Annotated in this window: 20 protein-coding genes; 7 read left to right on the top strand and 13 right to left on the bottom strand. The window is 75.2% G+C overall.

The features are described 5' to 3' along the window. Positions 1 to 19: 19 nt before the first annotated feature. The 4 genes from NLX85_RS10570 to NLX85_RS10555 all read right to left on the bottom strand — a co-directional run bounded on the left by NLX85_RS10570 (position 20) and on the right by NLX85_RS10555 (position 3,018). On the bottom strand, positions 20 to 502 hold the full coding sequence (locus NLX85_RS10570) for an SRPBCC family protein (protein ID WP_254334083.1): 483 nt from the start codon (positions 500 to 502) through the stop codon (positions 20 to 22). A gap of 110 nt (positions 503 to 612) precedes the next feature. Next, positions 613 to 822: a DUF397 domain-containing protein gene (locus NLX85_RS10565; RefSeq protein ID WP_091317211.1), complete on the bottom strand. Its 210-nt coding sequence runs from the start codon at positions 820 to 822 to the stop codon at positions 613 to 615. A 142-nt stretch (positions 823 to 964) separates the two neighbouring features. Beyond that, positions 965 to 2,164, bottom strand: coding sequence for a fumarylacetoacetase (gene fahA / locus NLX85_RS10560; RefSeq protein ID WP_254334080.1), 1,200 nt, complete (start codon positions 2,162 to 2,164; stop codon positions 965 to 967). Next, positions 2,161 to 3,018 carry a hypothetical protein gene (locus NLX85_RS10555; protein ID WP_254334078.1) on the bottom strand — a complete coding sequence of 286 codons (858 nt, stop codon included), beginning with the start codon at positions 3,016 to 3,018 and terminating at the stop codon, positions 2,161 to 2,163. Before NLX85_RS10555 ends, fahA begins: the two co-directional genes overlap by 4 nt. Before the next feature lie 94 nt (positions 3,019 to 3,112). On the opposite strand from NLX85_RS10555, the gene NLX85_RS10550 reads away from it, so the two are divergent. Beyond that, entirely contained in the window at positions 3,113 to 4,279 is a 1,167-nt protein-coding gene (locus NLX85_RS10550; protein ID WP_254334076.1) for a homogentisate 1,2-dioxygenase, read from the top strand. Here NLX85_RS10550 and NLX85_RS10545 read toward each other — a convergent pair. Together NLX85_RS10545 and NLX85_RS10540 are read right to left on the bottom strand one after the other, a co-directional pair. After that, entirely contained in the window at positions 4,276 to 5,313 is a 1,038-nt protein-coding gene (locus tag NLX85_RS10545; protein WP_254334074.1) for a tetratricopeptide repeat protein, read from the bottom strand. The two genes, NLX85_RS10550 and NLX85_RS10545, sit on opposite strands and share 4 nt — an antisense overlap. 61 nt (positions 5,314 to 5,374) lie before the next feature. Further along, on the bottom strand, positions 5,375 to 6,730 hold the full coding sequence (locus NLX85_RS10540; RefSeq protein WP_254334072.1) for a BTAD domain-containing putative transcriptional regulator: 1,356 nt from the start codon (positions 6,728 to 6,730) through the stop codon (positions 5,375 to 5,377). 188 nt (positions 6,731 to 6,918) lie between these two features. Here NLX85_RS10540 and NLX85_RS10535 point away from each other — a divergent pair, with 188 nt between their 5' ends. After that, positions 6,919 to 7,446 (top strand): hypothetical protein, encoded by a 528-nt coding sequence (locus NLX85_RS10535; RefSeq protein ID WP_254334071.1) that lies wholly within the window; start codon positions 6,919 to 6,921, stop codon positions 7,444 to 7,446. Positions 7,447 to 7,482: 36 nt separating this feature from the next. On the opposite strand, the gene ispF is transcribed toward NLX85_RS10535, so the two are convergent. From ispF to NLX85_RS10520, 3 genes are read right to left on the bottom strand one after another with little or no spacing between them, the layout of a single operon-like run. Continuing rightward, positions 7,483 to 7,965, bottom strand: a complete 483-nt coding sequence (gene ispF, locus NLX85_RS10530) for a 2-C-methyl-D-erythritol 2,4-cyclodiphosphate synthase (protein WP_107078274.1) — start codon at positions 7,963 to 7,965, stop codon at positions 7,483 to 7,485. A 16-nt stretch (positions 7,966 to 7,981) separates the two neighbouring features. Continuing rightward, the gene (ispD, locus tag NLX85_RS10525) at positions 7,982 to 8,677 is read right to left on the bottom strand and encodes a 2-C-methyl-D-erythritol 4-phosphate cytidylyltransferase (protein ID WP_254334069.1); all 696 of its coding nucleotides are present in this window, start codon (positions 8,675 to 8,677) and stop codon (positions 7,982 to 7,984) included. 54 nt (positions 8,678 to 8,731) lie between these two features. Continuing rightward, positions 8,732 to 9,217, bottom strand: coding sequence for a CarD family transcriptional regulator (locus NLX85_RS10520; protein ID WP_007073334.1), 486 nt, complete (start codon positions 9,215 to 9,217; stop codon positions 8,732 to 8,734). Between the two features lie 327 nt (positions 9,218 to 9,544). On the opposite strand from NLX85_RS10520, the gene NLX85_RS10515 reads away from it, so the two are divergent. Then, a complete protein-coding gene (locus tag NLX85_RS10515; RefSeq protein ID WP_254334067.1) occupies positions 9,545 to 10,246 on the top strand; it encodes a hypothetical protein in 702 nt (233 codons plus the stop codon). Positions 10,247 to 10,253: 7 nt separating this feature from the next. Here NLX85_RS10515 and NLX85_RS10510 read toward each other — a convergent pair whose 3' ends face one another. The 4 genes from NLX85_RS10510 to NLX85_RS10495 all read right to left on the bottom strand — a co-directional run bounded on the left by NLX85_RS10510 (position 10,254) and on the right by NLX85_RS10495 (position 13,994). Further along, positions 10,254 to 10,856 carry a hypothetical protein gene (locus tag NLX85_RS10510; protein WP_254334065.1) on the bottom strand — a complete coding sequence of 201 codons (603 nt, stop codon included), beginning with the start codon at positions 10,854 to 10,856 and terminating at the stop codon, positions 10,254 to 10,256. 40 nt (positions 10,857 to 10,896) lie between these two features. After that, the gene (locus NLX85_RS10505) at positions 10,897 to 11,946 is read right to left on the bottom strand and encodes a type III polyketide synthase (protein ID WP_254334063.1); all 1,050 of its coding nucleotides are present in this window, start codon (positions 11,944 to 11,946) and stop codon (positions 10,897 to 10,899) included. Positions 11,947 to 12,028: 82 nt separating this feature from the next. After that, positions 12,029 to 13,195: an acyl-CoA dehydrogenase family protein gene (locus NLX85_RS10500; RefSeq protein ID WP_254334061.1), complete on the bottom strand. Its 1,167-nt coding sequence runs from the start codon at positions 13,193 to 13,195 to the stop codon at positions 12,029 to 12,031. 43 nt (positions 13,196 to 13,238) lie between these two features. Next, positions 13,239 to 13,994, bottom strand: a complete 756-nt coding sequence (locus tag NLX85_RS10495) for a methyltransferase domain-containing protein (protein WP_254334059.1) — start codon at positions 13,992 to 13,994, stop codon at positions 13,239 to 13,241. Between the two features lie 45 nt (positions 13,995 to 14,039). Here NLX85_RS10495 and NLX85_RS10490 point away from each other — a divergent pair, with 45 nt between their 5' ends. The 4 genes from NLX85_RS10490 (at position 14,040) to disA (ending at position 18,718) form a co-directional block, all read left to right on the top strand. Next, complete coding sequence (locus NLX85_RS10490; protein WP_254334057.1) at positions 14,040 to 14,879, top strand: UbiA family prenyltransferase; 840 nt, start codon at positions 14,040 to 14,042, stop codon at positions 14,877 to 14,879. A 141-nt stretch (positions 14,880 to 15,020) separates the two neighbouring features. Then, positions 15,021 to 15,836, top strand: a complete 816-nt coding sequence (locus NLX85_RS10485; RefSeq protein ID WP_254334055.1) for a hypothetical protein — start codon at positions 15,021 to 15,023, stop codon at positions 15,834 to 15,836. 106 nt (positions 15,837 to 15,942) lie between these two features. Next, a complete protein-coding gene (gene radA / locus NLX85_RS10480; protein ID WP_254334053.1) occupies positions 15,943 to 17,391 on the top strand; it encodes a DNA repair protein RadA in 1,449 nt (482 codons plus the stop codon). A gap of 142 nt (positions 17,392 to 17,533) precedes the next feature. After that, positions 17,534 to 18,718 (top strand): DNA integrity scanning diadenylate cyclase DisA, encoded by a 1,185-nt coding sequence (gene disA / locus NLX85_RS10475; RefSeq protein ID WP_254334047.1) that lies wholly within the window; start codon positions 17,534 to 17,536, stop codon positions 18,716 to 18,718. Positions 18,719 to 18,723: the final 5 nt, after the last annotated feature.

Here is an 18,723-nt window from a genome sequence, read left to right as displayed (position 1 = left end):
GTCGTCCCGCGGGGTCGGCTCAGGCGGCCTCGGCGGACCGGGTGGGCCCGACGGCCAGCGCCAGGTCGGCCAGGTCGCGGCGGAGGGCGCCCTCCACCGCGCGGGCGGCCAGGCCGCCGAGGATCAGGGCCAGCACCCGGCCGTACGGGCGGGTCGGCACCGCCTCGTGCTCGACGGTGACCTCGGTGCAGCCGCGCCGCCGGCGCTCGACGGCGCGCAGCGTCCAGGTGATCCGGTAGTCGGCGCCCGCGCCCCGCGAGCTGAGCACCAGCCGTGCCGGGGCCGCGGCCTCGACCACCAGGAACTCCTCCGCCTCGGCGACGCCGTCCGGCCGGACCCGGGTCTCCCGCCAGGCGGTGCCGGGCCCGATGTCGCCGGGGCTGAGAACCTCGACGTCGCCGACCGCGGACAGCCAGTCGGCCCGCGCCGGGAGGTCGGTGAGGAGCCGCCAGACGTCGACGTCCTGCGCTTCGATGAATGCGGAAACCGTCACCGTCGACATGGCACCTCCCGTGTCGTCCACGGTACGGGCCGTGACCGGGTAACGGGAGCCTTGCGGTGACATTTCCACCACCGGTGCCCCGAGCGGGGCACCGGGCGCACGGCGAACGGTCAGCGGCGGAAGGCGTCACCCCGGATCGCGGCGACGAACGCCGTCCAGCCCGGTGGGCTGACCGCGAGCGCCGGACCCTGGGGATCCTTCGAGTCGCGTACGCCCACCACGCCGTGCGCGGCCACCACGTTGGTGGCCACCTCGACGCAGAGGCCCTGATCGTTGGAGCGGCTGCTGGTGCGCCATACGGCGCCGGTCAGCTCGGTCATCTCTCGGTCCTTCCTGTTCCACTCGGGTGCGCCCCGGCCCGCACCGCCGGGGCGTACGCAGTCCGCGACGATCAACGGCGAAGGAAACGTCCCCGGTCGCACAGCGGGTGCGACCGGGGACGGAGAGTGAGCAGGAGCCGGTTCAGCGGGCCGGGAGGATGCTCCCGGTGACCTCGCCGAGGGCGATGGTGGTGCCGTCCGGGCCGGGCGCGGTGGCGGTGATCGTCACCGTGTCGCCGTCCTCCAGGAAGGTGCGGGCGGTGCCGTCGGCGAACTTGACCGGCTCGGTCCCGCCCCAGGTCAGCTCCAGGAACGAGCCGACCTGGCCGCGCTCCGGCCCGGAGACGGTGCCGGAGGCGTAGAGGTCGCCGGTCCGCAGCGACGCGCCGTTCACGGTGAGGTGGGCGAGCTGCTGGGCCGGCGTCCAGTACATGGTGGCGAAGGGCGGCTCGGCGACCCGCTCGCCGTTCCACTCGACCGACAGGGTCAGGTCCAGCCCGAGGTGCGGGGTGTCGCGCAGGTATTCCTGCACCGGCGGGTCCTGGTCGGGGGCGGGCACGAAGGCGTCGGCCAGCGCGTCCAGCGGGGTGACCCAGGCCGCGACCGAGGTGGCGAAGGACTTGCCCAGGAACGGCCCGAGCGGCTGGTACTCCCAGGCCTGGATGTCCCGGGCGGACCAGTCGTTGACCAGCACCACACCGAAGACGTGGTCGGCGAAGTCCGCGACGGCCACCCGGTCGCCGAGCCGGCTCGGCACCCCGACCACGAAGCCGACCTCGGCCTCGATGTCCAGCCGCACGGAGGCGCCGGTGGTCGGGCCCTGCGCGGTGGCCCGCTGCCCGGTGGGGCGCACGACCGGGGTGCCGGAGACGACCACCGTGCCGGCCCGGCCGTGGTAGCCGATCGGCACGTGCTTCCAGTTCGGCAGCAGCGGCGGCTGCCCGGGCCGGAAGATCTGCCCGACGTTCGACGCGTGGTGCTCGGACGAGTAGAAGTCGACGTAGTCGGCCACCTCGAACGGGAGCAGCAGCTCCACCTCGCGCAGCGGCACCAGCAACGGCTCCACGGCCGGCCGGTGCGCCGGTTCGGTGAGCAGCTCGGTCACCCGCTGCCGGACGGCGGTCCACTGCGGACGATTGAGCGCCATGAAGTCGTTGAGGGTGGGCCGGCCCAGCGCCCCGGCGGCCAGCACCAGCCCGGCGGCCTCCGCCCCGGCCAGGTCCAGGACGAAATCGCCGATGCGTACGCCGATCCGCGGCTCCCGGTCGCCCTGCCGGAACACCCCGTACGGCAGGTTCGCCACCCCGTACGCGGAACCCGCCGCACCCGTCACCCAGGTCATTCCTCAAAGCCCCCGTTCACCAGCCCCAGCCGGATCAGATCGGTAAGTGGTTCGGAGATGCTGCACGAGCCGTAGCCCACCCACAGCGGGCGCTCGGCCTCCCGGTGCGACCGGGCCAGCTCGACCACCCGGAGCGGGTCGGTGGCGGCCAGCAGCTCGGCCACCCCGTCCACCTCGGCGCCCCCGGTGGCCGCCAGGGTGGCGGCCAGCACGTTGACGAAGCCGTGGTGGGTGAAGCCGGTCTCCGGGTCCCGGTACCGGATCGCGTGGTGCAGCCCGGCGGTCAGCTTGAACGGCAGTTCCCGGTCCCGGCAGGCGCAGATCACCGCGGCCAGTTCGACCGGGGTCGGGAACAGCTCGGCGGCCAGCCCGCCGGTGCGGAACTTGGCGGCCACCGGCAGCCCGCCGGCCCGCGCCTCGGCGAGGGCGTCCAGCGCGGCCATCAGCCCGAAGGTCAGCGGGATCTCCGCGTAGACGGTGGCGCCGCCGAGGCGCTCGGCGAGCTTGACCAGGTCGGCCAGGCCCGGCTGCGGGTCCTCGCCGCGCTTGGCGACCGGCGCCTCGACCTGGCGGACGGCGAGCCGGGGGTCCGCCTCGGCGAGGGCCGCCTCCAGCCGGCCGACCGGCACGTCACCGATCACGCCGACCGCCAGGGTGGCCGCCGGGGCGAGCAGTTCGGGCAGGTCCGGCAGGGTCGAGGCGGGCAGCAGCAGCGGGCCGACCAGGTCGGCGTACCAGCCGGCCCGGTGCCGGTGATGCGCGGTCACGGCGTCCGGCAGCGGGGCGCTGCCGGGCGGGAAGACCGCCGCGTCGTCGACCAGGCCGGCGAGAAGGCGGGGCACCTGCGTTGACACGAGACAAGAATCTACGGGACGCTACAAGGAACGGACAACCGCGTCCGATTATCGGACGTCACCGGCCGGAGAACGGGACATATCGGGAGGCGAGATGCCGTACTACCGCAGCGTCGGCGAGGTGCCCCGCAAGCGCCACACCCAGTTCCGCCAGCCCGACGGCACCCTGTACGCCGAGGAGCTGGTCGGTCAGGAGGGCTTCTCCTCCGACTCGTCGCTGCTCTACCACCGGCACGCGCCCACCGCGATCGTGGCCGCCGAGGAGTTCACCCCGCCCGCCTTCACCCGGGTGCCCAACCTGCCGCTCAAGCCGCGGCACCTGCGCACCCACAAGCTCGACGGCGCCGGCGCCGACCCGGTGCTCGGCCGGCAGTACCTGCTCGCCAACGACGACGTGCGCATCGCGTACGTGCTGGCCGACCGGCCGTCGCCGCTGTTCCGCGACGCGACCGGCGACCACTGCCTCTACCTGGAGTCCGGGTCGCTGCGGGTGGAGTCGCCGTTCGGCGTGCTGGAGGCGGTGGCCGGCGACTACGTCGTCATCCCCACCTCGACCATCCACCGCCTCGTCCCCACCGGCGACGAACCGACCCGGCTGCTCGCCGTCGAGGCCGCCGGCCACATCGGCCCGCCCAAGCGCTACCTCTCGGTGCGCGGGCAGTTCCTGGAGCACTCGCCCTACTGCGAGCGGGACGTCCGCGGGCCGGACACGCCGCTGCTTGTCGACGAGACCGACGTCGAGGTGCTCGTCCGCCATCGTCGCGGTTGGACCAGGTACGTCTACGCGAACCACCCGTTCGACGTGGTCGGCTGGGACGGGCACATGTACCCGTGGGCGTTCTCCATCCACGACTTCGAGCCGATCACCGGCCGGATCCACCAGCCGCCGCCCGTGCACCAGACCTTCCAGGGCCCGAACTTCGTGATCTGCTCGTTCGTGCCGCGCAAGGTCGACTACCACCCGGACGCCATCCCGGTGCCGTACAACCACCACAACGTCGACTCCGACGAGATGCTCTTCTACACCGGCGGCAACTACGAGGCCCGGCGCGGCTCCGGCATCGAGCAGGGCTCGATCTCGCTGCACCCGTCCGGCTTCACCCACGGCCCCCAGCCGGGCGCCGCGGAGCGGTCGATCGGGGCGGAGTTCTTCGACGAGCTGGCCGTCATGGTGGACACCTTCCGCCCGCTGGACCTCTGCGACGCGGGAACCGCCTGCGAGGACGACGCGTACGCCTGGACCTGGGCGCGCCGGGCCTAGCGCACCGGGCGGCGGCCGGCGCGGGCGAGCACGGCGAACCCGGCCACCACCGTCACGGTGATCCCGACGACCAGCGGCCACGGGCCGCCGACCAGCGCGTAGAGCACCAGCAGCGCCGGGGCGGCGGCCACCGCGTACACGCTCAGGGCCAGGCCGGGCTCGGCGCGGAGCAGCCCGGGCAGGACGGTGTCCCGCAGGCCGGGCAGCCGGGCCGCGCGCCGCCAGACCAGCAGCGCCCCGCCGAGCGCGGCCAGCACCGCGAGGAGGCGGGACGGGCCCGGCGCGACCGGGGCCAGGAAGGCGACCAGCACGGTGGCGACCAGCGACCAGCCGGCGCCGTGGAGCACCAGGCGGTACAGCCCGTCGGCGGTGGTCCGCCGGTTGTCGCCGCGCTCCGGGTCCATGGTCGCCGCCTCGGCCAGGTGCTCCAGCGCCTCGGCGTAGCGGCGCTGCTCCAGCCGGATCACGCCCGTGTCGTGCCGCGCCGCGGCCACCTCCGGGTCCAGCCGCAGGGCCTCCCGGTAGGCCCGCTCGGCCAGGTCGTACAGCTCCAGCCGGGCGGCGACCAGGCCGAGCACCAGGTGCGCCTGCGCGGTCTCCGGGGCCAGCTCCACACCCCGCCAGGCCGCGTTGAGCGCCGGCTGGCCGTTGCGGGCGCCGGCCAGGATCGCGGCGGCGCTGCGCTGGGCGTACGCGTCGTCCGGGCCGAGCGCCAGGATCTGGTCCCCGGTGCTCGCGGCGGCCTTCCACCGGCCCAGGTCGACCAGGGCGAAACCGCGCGCCACCAGCGGCGACACGGCACCCGGGGCAGCGGCCACGGCCGCCTCGGCGACCGGCAGCGCCGCCGCGGACCGGTCCGCGGCCAGGTGCACCCGGGCCAGCATGGTCAACGCCTCGGCGTGGCCCGGGTGGCCGGCGAGCGCGGCATCGAGTTCCTCGGCGGCCTCGTCGTACCGGCCGAGCTCGGCGAGGAGTTGCGCGCGCTGGAGGTAGCCGTCGGCGGCGGACTGGTCGGGGGCGGCGTCGTTCGGCATCCCGGCGAGCGTAGCCCCCGGTCCGGCCGTCCGCCCGCCGTCGGCTGCGGGCGGACACCGGTCACGCGCTGTGGCAGCGGGACCGGTCCGGCGAGCGACCGCAGGTGCCCAGGCTGCACCAGCGCCGCAGCCCGCTCTCGTCCAGGAAGAGCCAGCCGCACCGCTCGTCCGGGCAGGTCCGGAGGGTGAGCCGGTGCGGGTCGGCGAGCAGCTGGGCGGCGCTCCAGGCGACCGCGTGCAGGGGCATCCGGAGCCCGGCCGCCAGCTCCGGCCACCAGCGCCCGCGGCCGTCGGTCTCGGGCCGGAACACCAGCCCCTTCGCGGCGGCCTCGGCGTACCGGGCGACCGCGTCGAACGCGCGCCGGTCGTCCGGCCGGGTCAGGCACCCGTACAGCGCCTGCCGCAGGCCCCGCGCCTCGTCGAGCACCGCCTCGCCCCGGTCGGGGTCCCGGCGGGCCAGCTGCAGCAGCCGGCTCACCGAGACGTCGTCGAGGAGACCGACGTGCCCGGCCCACACGGCCAGGGTGCGGTAGCCGCGCAGCCACTCGGCGCCGGGCAGCGGCGGTTCGTGCCCCCACCCGGCGAAGGTGTTGCAGAAGTCCAGCGCCGGGTGGCCGCCGACGCTCCAGGGCAGGCTCTCGTCGCGGACCCGCACCTCGTACACCGGCCGCCCGGGCCGGTCCAGCCGGTCGTCGCCGCGCAGGATCCGGCGGTGCACCTCCCGCAGGCGCGGCCCCGGCTCGACGCCCAGCTCGTCCACGAGGACCTGCCGGGTGGTCCGGTACAGCCGCAGCGCCTCGGCCTGCCGCGCGCCCCGGTACAGCGCGGTCATCAGGACGGCGACGAGCTGTTCCCGGGTCGGGTGCCGGGCGGCCAGGGGCAGCAGCTCGGCGATGGCCCGGGCGTGCTGGCCCAGCGCGAGCTGCGCCTCGGCGCGCAGCTCGACGGCGACCAGCCGCAGCTCCTCGACGGTGCCGTGGAGCCGGTCCCGCAGTTCGCCGTCCGCCGCGTCGGCGAGCAGCGGCCCCCGCCAGAGGGCCAACCCCCGGTCGAGCAGCCGCACCCGCTCGCCGGGGTCGGCGGCCGCGCCGGCCGCCCGGACCAGCTCACCGAACTCGTCGACGTCGACACGGTGCCCGTCGGCCTCGACGAGGTAGCCCTCGCCCCGCGTGCTGATCCGCACGCCGTACGGCGTCAACGACCCCCGCAGCCGACCGACGTACGTCTGCACGGCGCCCCGGGCCGAGGCCGGCGGTCGGCCGTTCCAGAGCAGGTCGATGAGGCGCTCGGTGGGCACCACCCGTCCCGTGTCGAGCAGCAGCACACCGAGCAGGCAGCGCTCCTGGCGTCGGCTGCCGACCTCGACCGGTCGACCCCGATGGCGGGCCTCGAAGGGTCCGAGCAGTCGGAAGTCCATACCGAACAGGACCGGCTGGCCCGGTCCGCCGGTTGTCATCCGGCGGTGAGCGGATGGTGGGTGCCCCGGTGGCCCGCCCGACGCCCGGGGTTGTCCGACCCGGCTGCGGCCCGACGCGCGGTGAGCCCGTGGTGAGCGGGGCCGGTGACCCTGGTCCGGCCCTGACCAGAAGCACGGATGGAGTGACCATGCGTTTGAAGATGAGTGTGGCGGTGGCGTCGGTCGTGGCCGCGATCGTCGCGACCCTGCCCGGCACGGCGTCCGCCGCGAGCGGCGACACCGCCCCCGGCGCCTGGGAGCCGGCCCCGCAGGCGGCGTTCGAGATGCCGGCCGGGGCCCGCTGCGACTTCGCGGTACGGGTCGAACCGATCGTCGACGAGGTCCGGAAGCTGACCCTGGCCACGTACCCGGACGGCTCGCCGAAGCGGGAGCTGTTCACCGGCGCCCTCATCGACCGGGTGACCAACCTGGAGACCGGGGCCACGTCCACGGCGGACGCCAGCGGCACCTCGCTCGTCGTCTACGGCACGGACGGGTCGATGACCTGGTACGTGACCGGGCCCGTGCTGCTCGGCTTCCGGGAGAACGCGGGTTCGCTGCCGAAGGGGCTGTGGATCGTCGACGGCCAGTTCACCGTGGAGTTCACCCCCACCTTCGAGAAGACCATCACGATGCTCCACGGCACGACGCACAACGTCTGCACGGACGTCGACTGATCCGGCGCGGCGACCGGGCGCCGCCCGGTCGCCGCGTCACGCCGCCGGCGCCTCGTAGACGAGGGCCACCGCGATCCCGGTGAGCCCTTCGCCGCGCCCCGTGAAGCCCAGGCCGTCGGTGGTGGCGGCGGAGACGGTGACCGGCGCGCCGACCGCCGCGGAGAGCACCCGCTGCGCCTCGTCCCGGCGCGGGCCGATCTTGGGTCGGTTGCCGACCACCTGGACCGACACGTTGCCGATCTCGAAGCCGGCCGCCCGGACCCGCCGGGCGCTCTCGGTCAGCAGGGCCACCCCGGACGCGCCCGCCCACTCCGGCTGGTCCACCCCGAAGTTCGCGCCCAGGTCGCCGAGGCCGGCCGCGGAGAGCAGGGCGTTGCAGGCGGCGTGCGCCGCCACGTCGGCGTCCGAGTGGCCGGCCAGGCCGTCCTGGTCCGGCCAGTGCAGGCCCGCAACCCAGCAGGGTCGCCCGGCCGCGAAGGCGTGCACGTCGGTGCCGATGGCCACCCGAGGAACGATCATGAACCGAGGGTACGCGTCAGGCGCCGCCGGCCAGCAGGTGCTCGGCCAGGGCCAGGTCGAACGGGCGGGTGATCTTCAGGGCCAGCTCCGACCCGGGTATGCAGTCCACCGGGACGCCCAGCTTCTCGACCAGGCCGGCGTCGTCGGTGAGCGGGTCGCCGGCCGCCTCGTGTGCGGCGGTGAGCACGGACCGGCGGAAGCCCTGCGGGGTCTGCACCGCGCGCAGGGCGGCCCGGTCGACCGTGCCGAGGACCCGTTCGCCGGCGTCGACCTCCTTGACCGTGTCGACCACCGGCAGCACCGGGATCACCGCGTCGTGGCCGGCGCGGACCGCCGCGGCCACCGACTCGACCAGCTCGGGCGGGGTGAGCGCCCGCGCCGCGTCGTGCACGAGGACGATCTCCGGTCCGGCGGGGACGGCGGCCAGCGCGGCGGCCACCGACGCCTGGCGCTCGGCGCCGCCGGGGACCACGGTGACCCGGGCCACCGGCGCGAGCATCGCCCGGACCGCCTCGACGTCGGCGCCCGGCGCGGCCACCACGACGGTGTGCACCGAGGGCGCGGCGGCGATCCGGCGGACCGCGTGCACCAGCAGCGGCTCGCCGGCCAGCAGCCGGAGCGCCTTGGGCGCGCCCGGGCCGAGGCGTAGCCCGGCACCGGCCGCAGGAACGAGGACCGCGACGTCACCGCGCGGATTGAGCTGCGCGGTCACGTCGCGGTCCTCGGATTCGTTCGCTTCGGCGTGGGTACGACGATGAGGTGTGGATCAGGCCTCGGTCAGCACCTTGTCGAGCAGCGTCTCCGCCTCGTCCTTGGTGCTCTTCTCGGCCAGCGCGACCTCGCCGACGAGAATGTCGCGGGCCTTGGCCAGCATGCGCTTCTCACCCGCGGAGAGACCCCGCTCCCGCTCCCGGCGCCACAGGTCGCGGACGACCTCGGCGACCTTCAGCGGGTTACCGGAGGCCAGCTTCTCCAGATTCGCCTTGTAACGCCGCGACCAGTTGGTCGGCTCCTCGGTGTGCGGTGCACGGAGCACGTCGAAGACCTTGCCCAGGCCCTCTTCGCCGACCACCTCTCGCACACCCACGATCTCGGCGTTCTCGGCGGGCACCCGGACCGTCAGGTCACCCTGCGCGACCCTCAGGACGAGGTACTGCTTAGGCTCGCCCTTGATGACCCGAGTCTCGATTGCCTCGATGAGTGCGGCCCCGTGGTGGGGGTAAACAACGGTCTCGCCGACACTGAAAACCATAGGTTCGAAACCCCTTTCGCTGTGTCTAGGGTAACACGCTCAGGCACCGATGTCTCACCGCTGTCCTGACCGTTGGCGCAGCTCAGGGGCCCTGTGAGAGGTATTTCTTCAGCTTGACAGGCGGTCAAGCCGATGGTTTCGACACGCTCCGTGACCAACGGATGACAACCCGGTAAGGGTGACGGAAGCGTTCATATCTAGGGCGATGCGCTCCTTCCATGGTAGCTCCGGAATTCCACGTGCGCCCAGGTGTGGCGGTACGACGGCCGGTGCGGGACGCTGGGAACGGACGGACGTCCGCTCACCGAGACGGTTCCTGGGGGTCCGATGGGCATGCCTGACGCTGAAGGCCACGGGCCACCGGACGGGCTGCCCGACCTGCCTCCGGAGTGGGGTCGGGTGGTCGTCCCTGACGACGCCTCGGCGCTGGCCGAGGAGGCCCGCCAGGTCCGCCGCGAGCTGCGCTCGGCCCGCCGGCAGGCCACCTCGCGGCGGCGCCTCGGCCCGGCCGGTCCGGCGGCGCCCGGGCTGCCGGTGCTGGTCCTGCTGGTCGCCGTGCTGATCACCCTCACCGGGCTGGCCGCCGTCACCTGGCCCCGGTCGAGCCGCTCCGGCGGCGCTCCCACCGTGCTCCCGTACCCGACGGCGCCGATCGGGCCGCTGCCCGCGCTCGACCTGGTCGGTCCGGACGACGCGCCGGTGCCGCTGCGCAGCCTGTTGCCCGCCATGATCATCCTCGTGGACGCGTGCGTCTGCACGGAGCAGGTCGGCATCGCGGCGGCGACCGCGCCGCCCGGGGTGACCGTGGTCACCGTCACCGAGAGCCGCAGCGCCGCGTCCGCCACCGCCCCGGGCGTCCGCCCGCTCGCCGACCCGGCCGGCGGCCTCCGCTCCTACCTGCATCTCTCCGCCCACCCGGGCACGGCCGCCGCCTTGCTGGTGGACCGGCAGGGCACCCTGGTCCGGGTGGTGCCCGAGCTGGGCCCGGTGACGGACTACCGCGACGACCTGGCCCGGCTGGCCGGCTGACCGCCGTTCAGCCCAGCGCCTGCAGCCGGGCGTCGAGGTCGACCCGGTTCCGCAGCGCGGCGAACCGGACCAGCAGCGGCCCGCCCATCGAGTTCACCGTCACCATCGAGGCGGTCGGCCCGTCGCAGCTCAGTATCTGCTCCGTCCCGTCGTCGGACGAACCGGTGAACCGGACGGCCACCGCGCCCGCGCCGGAGCAGCTGACCGTCAGCAGGAAGCGGTTGCCGTCCGACGCGTTCGCCCGGCGGGTCACGGGGGCCGCGTCCGGCGTCAGGCGGGACCGCTCCCGCCACACCTCGAAGAGGACCTCGCTCCGCTGCGTCACCCCGCCGGGCTCCTCGTGGATCACCAGGGGCGCATCCGGGTCCGCCTCCGCCTGCTCCAGCACCCGCCCGGTCTGCGCGTCCACCACCACGCTCAACCTGGTCGGCGAGCCGGTCGGGGCGACCCGGACGCCGGGGTGGAGGAAGGCGTCGGTCGACGGGGTGGGCCGGGGCCCGGCCTGCCCGAGCGCCGGCGCCGCCATCCGCCACCAGCCGGCGCCGGCCGCCAGCGCCGTCACGGTCAGCCCGGCCAGCAGCGCGCGCCGGATCCGCTCGTCGGGAGCCATGCGGAGAGCGTATCGGCGCGGCACGGCAGCCGCCGTCCCGTCAGGTGGTGCGCTCCAGCAGGGCCGCGTAGAGCGTGAGGCCCGGGCCGAAGGCCAGCATCACGACCCGCTCCGGCGGCGTCTCCGCCCGGCCCAGCCGGTCCAGGATCAGCAGCACCGTCGGGGACGAGCAGTTGCCGTGCTCGTCCAGGGTGGCCCGGGACGCCGCCAGCGCCGCCGGCGGCAGGGCCAGCTCCCGCTCCACCACGTTGAGGATGCGGGGGCCGCCCGGGTGCACCGCCCAGCCGTCCACCTCGGAACGCTGCCACCCGTGCCGGGCCAGCAGGTCGTCGACCAGCCCCCGGACGTGGCGCGAGAGCACCTGCGGCACCTTCGGGGACAGCCCCATCCGGAAGCCGGTGTCCGTGACGTCCCAGGTCATGTGGTCGGCCGTGGAGGTGTCGGTGACCGAGGTGACCTCGCGCAGCGCGTACCCCCGGCCGCCGGGGACGACCACGGCGGCGACCGCGGCGTCGGAGAAGAGCGCGTGCGAGACGATCTGCTGGGTGTCCACCCGCGCGCCCGGCGGCTGGATGTGCAGGCTGGTCAGCTCCGCGCAGAGCAGCAGCGCGGGGCGGCCCCGGGCGGTGACGAAGTCGCTCGCCGCGCCGAGCCCCGGCAGGGCCGCGTAGCAGCCCATGTGCCCGACGAACATGCGCTGCGTGTCCGGGGCCATGCCCAGGTCCCGGGCGAGCAGGATGTCCAGCCCCGGGGTGGCGTACCCGGTGCAGGAGCAGACCACGAAGAGGCCGATGTCACCGGCGTCCAGGCCGGCGGCGGTCAGCGCCCGGCCGACCGCCTCCTTGCCCAGCGGCAGCGCCTCGACCTGGTAGCGCCGCATCCGGCGCTCGGTGGGCCACTCCGAGACGTCCTCCAGCAGCGGGTTCACCGCCGCCTGGCGCCGGGACACCCCGGAGTTGGCGAAGATCCGCTCGGCCAGCGCCCGGGTGGTCCCGGAGAAGTGCTTCGCGAAGAAGCCCGCCCACAGCTCGTCCTGCGCGGCGGACGGCGGTTGCGCCGTACCCAGACCCGCGATCACCGGCACGCCCATGTCCCCCACACCTCTCGTCCCCATCCCACGCTTCACCAACGAGCCCCGCCCGCCCACGACTGCGGGGTTTCGCAAGACCGACTCACCAACGAGGCGTCGAGCCGTCGCGGTCCGGGTCGCCGCCGAGCGCGGCGATGCCGAGCCAGTCGGCGCAGACGTCGGACGTGGCCGGGTGGAGCGAGCCGCACCGGGCGTCCCGGTAGAGCCGCTCCAACGGATGCCCCCGCCGGGTGGCCGACGTGCCGGCGGCCTCCAGCATGGACGCCGCCACCTCGGCGGCCGTGGTGCCGGCCAGCAGCTTGGCCCGCCACACCCAGCGGTTGGTCTCCGCGTCGCCGGGCGCCTCGTCGACCCGGCGGGCCGCCTCGGCGACCACCAGTTCGGCCGCCGCCACGGCCGCGTCCGCCCGGCCCAGCCGGGCCCGGACCGCCGGCAGGCCGGCCAGGTTGCGTGCGTTCAGGTGCTCGGCGGCGGCCTCGATCGCGGCCCGGGCCACCCCGACGTAGACCGCCGCGTAGCTGGCCACCAGCCAGTGCGGCATGAGCTGGGCGACCACCAGGGCCAGGCCCTCCACCCCGCCGAGCAGCCGGTCGGCGGGCACGGTCACGTCCAGGTGCAGGTCGTGCGACGAGGTGGCGCGCATGCCCAGCGAGTCCCAGGTGGGCTCGACCGTGAGCCCCTCCCCCGCGGGGACCAGGAACTGGGAGACCACCGACTGGTCGGTGGCGCTGCGTGCGGCCACCAGGTAGCCGTCCGGGTGGCCGGCGCCGGAGCAGAAGGTCTTGCTGCCCTTGAGGTGCCAGCCGCCCTCGACCGCCTCGTAGACCGTGCTGAGCTGGGACAGCCGGGCGCCGGCGCCGCGCTCGCTCATGGCCACCGCGTACCAGGCGCCGTCGGCCGCCGCGCGGAGCAGGCGGTCCCGGGCGGCCAGCGCCTCGTCCGGTACGCCGAGCGCCTCGGCCAGCTCCTCGGTGACCGCGCCCAGCGCGCCGGTGACCGAGGCGTGCATGTTGAACACCAGCGCCGTCGCGCCGTTGCCCCGGGCCAGTTCGGTGGCGACCGCCGCGTATTCGGCGAAGGTGGCGCCCATGCCGCCCAGCTCGCGCGGCACCATGAGCCCGAACAGGCCGGCCTCCCGGAGGTCGGCGAAGTCGTCGACCGGGAACGAGCCGTCCCGGTCGTGGTCGGCCGCGCGGGCGGCCAGTCGCGGCGCCAACCTGCGGGCCGCCTCCAGCGCGTGCACAGTCATGTAGCCCCCTTCTCGGCGTCCCCTTTACCCCGGGCGGCCCCCGCTACCCGTTCCGGCGCCCGTGGCCCTGGTAGAGCACAGCGGTCGACCGGGTCGGCACGATGCGCGGCTCCCTCCGGACCGGACGGTCGGCAGCGCGCCAGCGGCGCACCAGCCAGGCCAGTGTCCCGCCCAGCTCGGGTCGGACGCCGCGCACGCGTAGCGCCACGCCGTGCCGGGCGCATTCCGCCACCAGCGCGCGGGCGTCCACGAACAACCGTGGATCGTGGATGCCGCGCGGCACGGTGGGGAGCCGCTCGCCGAGCTCCACCGCGACCAGCCGCGCCAGCAGGGTGTCGTTGAGGGTGTCCAGCACCAGCAGCCCGCCCGGCCGCAGCAGCCGGCACGCCTCGGCCACCGCGCGCCGCCAGTCCGGCACGTGTTCCAGCAGCTCACCCGCGGAGACCACGGCGGCGCAGCCGTCCGCGAGCGGGACCGCGGTGGCATCGCCCTGGACCACGGTCACGCCGTGCGCGGCGGCCTGGTCGAGGGCGGAGCGGGTCAGGTCCACCCCGACGTGCCGGTAGCCCTTGCCGGCCAGGTGCGGGGCGAGCAGCCCGGCGCCGCAGCCGAGGTCGACCAGCAGCTCGTCCTTTTCGGACGCCGGCGGCACCAGGGCCGCGCGGGCCCGGGCCAGCCAGTGCAGCATCGCGAACGCGCCGTCCGGTCGCCACCACTCGCCGGCCAGGTCGTCGTACTGGCGGGGATCGTTGGGCGGCAGCACCCGGGGCGGGGTGGACACCGGGGCCGCGTTCCGCATGGACCGAGCGTGGCACGACTCCCCGGTAACGACCAGACTTCCCTTATGTCGATGTCGGTGTTAGGGCTGGTCAGGGCGAGCCACCCGGAACCGGCCGCCGCGGTGACCGTGGTGGCCGCGCTGCTCGCCCGGGGCGTCGGGCACGACCCGGCCGGGATCACCGTCGTCGCGCTCACGGTGCTGGCCAGCCAGCTCGCCGTGGGCTGGAGCAACGACCTGATCGACGCCGACCGGGACGCCACGGTGGGGCGTACCGACAAACCGGTGACCACCGGCGCGATCTCCCGGCGGGCCCTGGCCCGCGCCACCGTGCCGGCGGCCGTCGCCACCCCGCTGCTGGCGCTGGCCACCGGCCCGGCGGCGGCGCTCTGCGCCACCCTCGGCCTGGTCTCGGCACTGCTCTACAACTGGCCGCTGAAGTCGACCCCGGTGTCGGTGCTGCCCTACGCGGTCTCGTTCGGCACGCTGCCCGCCTTCGTGGTGCTGGCCCTGCCGGGCGCGCCCGCTCCCCCGGTCTGGCTGGTCGCGGCCGCCGCGCTGCTGGGCGCCGGGGCACACTTCGCCAACGTGCTGCCCGACCTGGCCGACGACGCGCGGACCGGGGTGCGCGGGCTGCCCCACCGGCTGGGACCGGCGGGCAGCCGGGCGGCCGCCGCCGGGCTGCTCCTCGCGGCCACCGTCGCGCTGGTCCTGGGGCCGCCCGGGCCGCCGTCGTGGGCCGGGCTGTCGGCGGTCGCCGCCGCCGTCGGCGTGCCGGCCCTCGGTTGGTACGCCGGACGCACCGCGGCCGGGGCCGGCGGACGGCAGGTCGCCGCCTTCCGGGCGGTGCTGGTGGTGGCGCTCATCGATGTGGTGCTGCTGGTGGCGAGCGGCCGGGTCGTCTGACGGTTCCCCACGAAGGTGGCATTACCGGGTCGGCGTGCGGGCCTCGATCAGCTCCAACTACCCTGGAGCGCGGTCTGCGCGGGTATGGCCACCCCGTGTCCGGCGTCCCGCCGGGTGGGGATCGTGACGAGGAGGACCGACGTGACGCGCTCGATCAGGGGTTCCGGGCGGGCGGCCCTGTTGCTGGCCGGCACGGCGGCGGCGACGAGCCTGCTGCTGTCCGGGTGTGGCGCCGGCCAGGTGGCCGAGACCGCCAACAAGATCCCGTCGGTGCAGGGCGTCAACGTCCAGACCCCCGACAACCTCTACAAGGTGCGCGGCCTCTACGTGGAGTTCCCCGGCCCGGAGGGTTACAAGTCCGGCGCCAACGCGCGGCTGAACGTGGTCATCTACAACGACAGCCAGCAGCCGGTGACCGTGACCGTCACCACCGACGGCGCCCGGGAGATCGTGCTCAGCGGCGCCGGGGCGGGCAGCGAGGCGGCCACCCCGACCGGCTCGCCGACCGAGCCGGCCTCCGCGTCGCCCACCGCGACCGACCCGAGCGCGTCGCCCAGCCAGTCGCTCGGCACCAGCGAGTCCCCGTCGGCGAGCGGCTCCGCCTCGGCCAGCGGGTCCGCCTCGGCGAACCCGTCGCCGTCGGCGAGCGAGTCGGCGCCGGCCGGCCAGCCGGCCCGGATCGAGATCCCGGCCCTCAGCTACGTCCAGCTGACCGGCAGCAGCCCGCGGTTCCTCCAGCTCGTCGGCCTGAATCAGAGCCTGCGCGTCGGTCAGCCGGTCAACCTGACCTTCGACTTCGGCGGCGGCAAGGTCATCAAGACCGGCGCGGCGGTCGGCGTCCCGCTGACCCCGGCCGCACCGCCCTCGCCGGTGGTGCAGCCCCGCGAGGAGGAGGGCGGCGCCGGCCACCCGGGCGGCCTCATCGAGGGCGGCACCGAGGGCGGCAACCACAGCTGACGCCCGACCCAGCTCCGACGACACCGCCGGTGTGGCCAGCGCCACGCCCGGCGGTGTCGCCGTTTCCGGGTGGGCTTTCGTCGTACCGTCCGGTTAGCGTCCTGGGGTGAGCACGCCCCGATCGACCTCCCCCCGCGCCACCGCCGGCCGCGCCCGCACCACCGCCAAGGAGCCGCGCCCGGCCTACGAGTGCGACGCCTGCGGCCACCAGCCCCCCAAGTGGGTGGGGCGCTGCCCGGAGTGCGGCGAGTGGGGCTCCGTGGTCGAGTGCACGGTGACCGGCCCGCTGGTGTCCGGCCGGGTGGTCAGCTCCCGGATGCCCGCCGAGCCGGCCCGCCCGATCGCCACCATCAGCGCCGCGCCCGCCCGGGCCCGCGCCACCGGGGTCAGCGAGCTCGACCGGGTGCTCGGCGGCGGCCTGGTCCCCGGCGCGGTGGTGCTGCTCGCCGGCGAGCCCGGGGTCGGCAAGTCCACCCTGCTGCTCGACGTCGCGCAGCAGTGGGCGGCCAACGCGGGCAGCCCGTCGCTGGTGGTCAGCGGCGAGGAGTCGGTCAGCCAGGTGCGGCTGCGCGCCGAGCGGATGGGCACCCTGCACGAGCAGCTCTACCTGGCCGCCGAGAGCGACCTGTCGGCGGTCCTCGGGCACCTCGACGCGGTCAAGCCGGGGCTGCTGGTGCTCGACTCGGTGCAGACCATCTCCACGACCGGCACCGAGGGTGTGCCGGGCGGGGTGACCCAGGTCCGGGCGGTCACCGCGGCCCTGGTCGCGGTCGCCAAGGAACGCGGCATCGCCACCGTGCTGGTCGGGCACGTCACCAAGGACGGCCAGGTCGCCGGTCCCCGGGTGCTGGAGCACCTGGTCGACGTGGTGCTGCACTTCGAGGGCGACAAGCACTCCTCGCTGCGCATGGTCCGCGGGGTGAAGAACCGGTTCGGCGCGGCCGACGAGGTGGGCTGCTTCGAGATGCACGAGGGCGGCATCAGCAGCCTGGCCGACCCGTCCGGCCTCTTCCTGACCCGCTACTCCGAGCCGGTGCCGGGCACCTGCGTGACGGTGGCCATGGAGGGGCGGCGTGCCCTGGTCACCGAGGTGCAGGCGCTGATCGGCGCCACGGTCGCCGGCTCCCCCCGGCGCACCGTCTCCGGGCTGGACGGCGCCCGGCTGGCCATGGTGCTCGCGGTGCTCCAGCGCCGCACCGAGCGCCTCACCCTGCACGACCGTGAGGTCTTCGCCGCCACGGTGGGCGGCATCCGGGTGGTCGAGCCGGCAGCCGACCTGGCCGTGGCGCTGGCGGTCGCCTCGGGCGGGCTCAACCTGGCCCTCAACCCGCACCTGGTGGCCATCGGCGAGGTGGGGCTCACCGGCGAGGTACGCCGGGTCGGTGCGGTGCCCCGCCGGCTCGCCGAGGCGGCCCGGCTCGGCTTCCGGCAGGCGCTGGTGCCGCCCGGCTGCGGCCCCGGCAGCAGTGGGGTGGCCCCGGAGAACATGCGGGTGACGGAGGTCACCGACGTCCGGGCGGCCCTCCAGGCTGCCGCGCGCGCGTCGGCCGAGTGACGGTCGGTAGGCGTGCGGTGGGACCGGCCGGGCGATTTCGGACAGCCGGCGCAGCGCGTCGGCGACCGGGGGAGCCGGACATCGTGACACATCACAGTAACCACGAGAGCACCCACCGCACGGCAGTCCGTAGACTGTGCCCGTGCCGATCGACCGCGATGCCACCAAGCCCGCCGCGGCGACGCCGCACGCCCGCACCGGCGCCGTGGGCTCCCCCGCCCGTGCCATCAGCGTGAGCGTCACCGGAAGCGTCGGCGGGGCCGGCGGCGACCCGCTGCGGGCCAACCTCGCCCTCATGGCGCCGGGCACCGCGCTCCGCGACGGCCTGGAGCGGATCCTCCGCGGCCGCACCGGCGCGCTGATCGTGCTCGGCTACGACAAGGTCGTCGAGCAGATCTGCACCGGCGGGTTCCCGCTCGACGTCGAGTTCTCCGCGACCCGGGTCCGCGAGCTGTGCAAGATGGACGGGGCCGTGGTGCTCTCCAGCGACGGCACCCGGATCGTCCGGGCCGCCGTGCACCTCATGCCCGACCCGTCGATCCCCACCGAGGAGTCCGGCACCCGCCACCGCACCGCCGAGCGGGTGGCCCGGCAGACCGGATACCCGGTGATCTCGGTCAGCCAGTCCATGCGGATCATCAGCCTCTACGTCAACGGCCAGCGGCACGTGCTGGACGACTCGGCGGCGATCCTCTCCCGGGCCAACCAGGCGCTGGCCACCCTCGAGCGCTACAAGCTCCGGCTGGACGAGGTCTCCGGCACGCTCTCCGCCCTGGAGATCGAGGACCTGGTCACCGTCCGCGACGCGGTGGCCGTGGTGCAGCGGCTGGAGATGGTCCGCCGCATCGCCGACGAGATCGCCGGCTACGTGGTCGAGCTGGGCACCGACGGCCGGCTCCTCGCCCTCCAGCTCGACGAGCTGATGGCCGGCGTGGACGCCGACCGCACCCTGGTCATCCGGGACTACCTGCCGATCGGCCGCAAGTCCCGCACCCTCGACGAGGCTCTCGTCGAACTCGACCTGCTCAGCGCCACGGAGCTGATCGACCTGGTCGCGGTGGCCAAGGCGATCGGCTACCCGTCGGCCTCCGACGCGCTCGACGCCGCGGTGAGCCCGCGCGGCTTCCGCCTGCTGGCCAAGGTGCCCCGGCTCCCCGCGGCCGTGGTCGACCGGCTGGTGGTGCACTTCGGCAGCCTCCAGCGGCTGCTCGGCGCGACCGTGGAGGACCTCCAGGCGGTCGAGGGGGTGGGCGACGCCCGCGCCCGGGGCGTCCGCGAGGGGCTGTCCCGCCTCGCCGAGGCGTCCATCCTGGAGCGCTACGTCTGACCGGC

The sequence above is a fragment of the Micromonospora sp. A3M-1-15 genome (assembly GCF_024213425.1).
GTDB lineage: Bacteria > Actinomycetota > Actinomycetes > Mycobacteriales > Micromonosporaceae > Micromonospora > Micromonospora chersina.
This window is presented reverse-complemented; position numbering and strand designations above follow the sequence as displayed.